This is a genomic window from Streptomyces sp. NPDC001709 (genome assembly GCF_053596375.1).
On the sequence record NZ_JBSFGB010000141.1, the window covers coordinates 1 to 1,621 of the forward strand.

A 1,621-nucleotide genomic window follows, 5' to 3' on the forward strand; every position below is an offset into this window, starting at 1 on the left:
AAGGAGCAAGGGTTCTCGCCTTCCGGGCACCGATGGTTCGTGCTGACAGTCTGCTGACAGCGGTGCACAACTGCCAGTGCAAGCCGAGCCAATGAACCCTTTCGCCGACAGCGCCAGGACCATCTCGTCCACCCCGTCCAGACGCCGTTGCCGCTTCTTGACCAGCTGCGGCTCAATCGACCCGGCCTGGTCCCGCGGCACCCCGATCTCGACCGGCCCCGACTCGGTGATCACCGTCTTGGAGCGGTGTCCGTTGCGGTAGTTCTCCCGGCCGCCCTCAGCCCGCTCACCGGGCTCGTGGCCCAGATGATCGGTGAGTTCGCTTTCCAGCGCGGACTCCAGCACCCGCTTCGTCAGCTGCTGCAGCAGGCCGCCCCTCCCCGGTGAGCTTCACCCCACCGGCCTGGGCCCGGGCCACCAGCTCGGCGACCAGCCCGTCATCCACGGCGCCCGCCCCACTCACAGTGGCCTTCCCGGCCTCGGTGTCACTCGTCACGTCAGTCACCAACTGTCGCTTCCAGCTCGGAAGTTACACCGCTCCGTCACCAGCCGCATACCGGGGTGATCTACTGCGCCCAGTCCCAGGCGGTGGCGCGAGGCTGGGCGCCGATCTCGACCCTGAACGAGTCGGTGCCGTCCGGCGGAACTGGGTTCTGCTTGGAGGCCAGCTCGGGCGCGCACACCTGCCAGTACAAGGTCCGGGTCCCGTACGAGGCGATGCCCGCGTCCTGAGTGAGCGTCTTGACCGGGCCGTCCACGTCGTCGGGGTACTCACCGTCGGCGTGCTCGGGCGTGTACAGGGTCTGGAACTTCTGAGTGATGGAGATGACTGCAGTGTCGGAGCGGTTCTCGTAGACGGTCATGACGTTCACGCACTTGTTCGTCGCGTCGCCATCGTGCCATTCGGTCAGGGCGACCGATCCCAGCGAGGTGCGGGCCGGGGCTGGCGCGGGCGCCGAGGAGGCGGTCGGCGTGGGGACGGCCGAAGTGGGGGTGGCTACAGGCGTTGACGTCGGTGTGGGGGTGGACGTGATGGTCTGGGTGACCGTGACCGCGGGGGCTGCTGTAGCGGGGTGTGGGGCGCGGCTGCTACAGCCAGCGGCGAGGAGTGCGCCCGCGCAGGCGGCTATGACAGGAAGGAACCGGCGGGTCATGGCTGCCTTTCACGTTCAGCGAGATTGCGGCAGGCGCTGCTCGGCCGGTTTCTGTGGGGGACGAAAGCGGAGGGTCGCCACCTGGCATTCGGTACGACGCGGATCATAGCGGCGGGTACGGCCGCTCCAGCGACTGAACCTCACTGAGTACCGCCGCCGATTGCCGCTGGCGACACGGTCCAAGCCGGTACATCCGAGGATCCCGGCAGTGGCGATCTTGAGGTCACCCCTGAACTCGCGGCACGAGCGGCTGATGGGGCCGGGTTCCGGTCATGTGCGCCTGCTGGTCTGGGTGGGGCCGAATGCCGTCGCACAGGGGCGGCGACAACAAGGTTGAGCTGGGCTTTCGTGATCGCGATGCGGTAGAACGGATACCTCAAGTGACCGTGAACAGTCATGTTCAGCAGGGGGAGATGCGTGTGGGCTTGCCGCCGGATCTGAAAGTCATCGCCGAGGGGATGATCAAA

General features: G+C 67.1%; 1 protein-coding gene and 1 pseudogene. Both read right to left on the reverse strand.

The features are described from left to right. Nucleotides 1-96: 96 nt before the first annotated feature. Nucleotides 97-463 (reverse strand): annotated as a pseudogene (locus ACWC0C_RS48295) (transposase); the annotation flags it as partial. Nucleotides 464-566: 103 nt separating this feature from the next. Next, entirely contained in the window at nt 567-872 is a 306-nt protein-coding gene (locus tag ACWC0C_RS48300) for a hypothetical protein (protein WP_450871544.1), read from the reverse strand. Between the last annotated feature and the right edge of the window lie 749 nt (nt 873-1,621).